The sequence below is a fragment of the Alteromonas sp. LOR genome, assembly GCF_000753865.1.
GTDB lineage: Bacteria > Pseudomonadota > Gammaproteobacteria > Enterobacterales > Alteromonadaceae > Alteromonas.
In genome coordinates, this window is sequence record NZ_JQFW01000046.1 from 1 (window position 1) to 251 (window position 251).

Here is a 251-nt window from a genome sequence, read left to right on the forward strand (position 1 = left end):
GGGTTGATTGAACCAGGCTTAGCTAGTACTTGTCCACGCTCTACGTCATCACGCTTAGTACCACGTAGTAGTACACCAACGTTCTCACCAGCACGACCTTCGTCTAGAAGCTTACGGAACATTTCAACACCAGTACAAGTCGTCTTAACAGTATCTTTGATACCAACGATTTCTACTTCTTCACCAACTTTAACAATACCTTGCTCAACACGGCCTGTTACAACAGTACCACGACCTGAGATTGAGAATAC

1 protein-coding gene is annotated in these 251 nt (G+C 44.6%); it reads right to left on the reverse strand.

Going from position 1 to position 251, the window contains the following annotated elements:
• Positions 1–251: EF-Tu/IF-2/RF-3 family GTPase (locus JV36_RS0113665; protein ID WP_032097600.1), on the reverse strand; the 251-nt coding region annotated here is incomplete at both ends.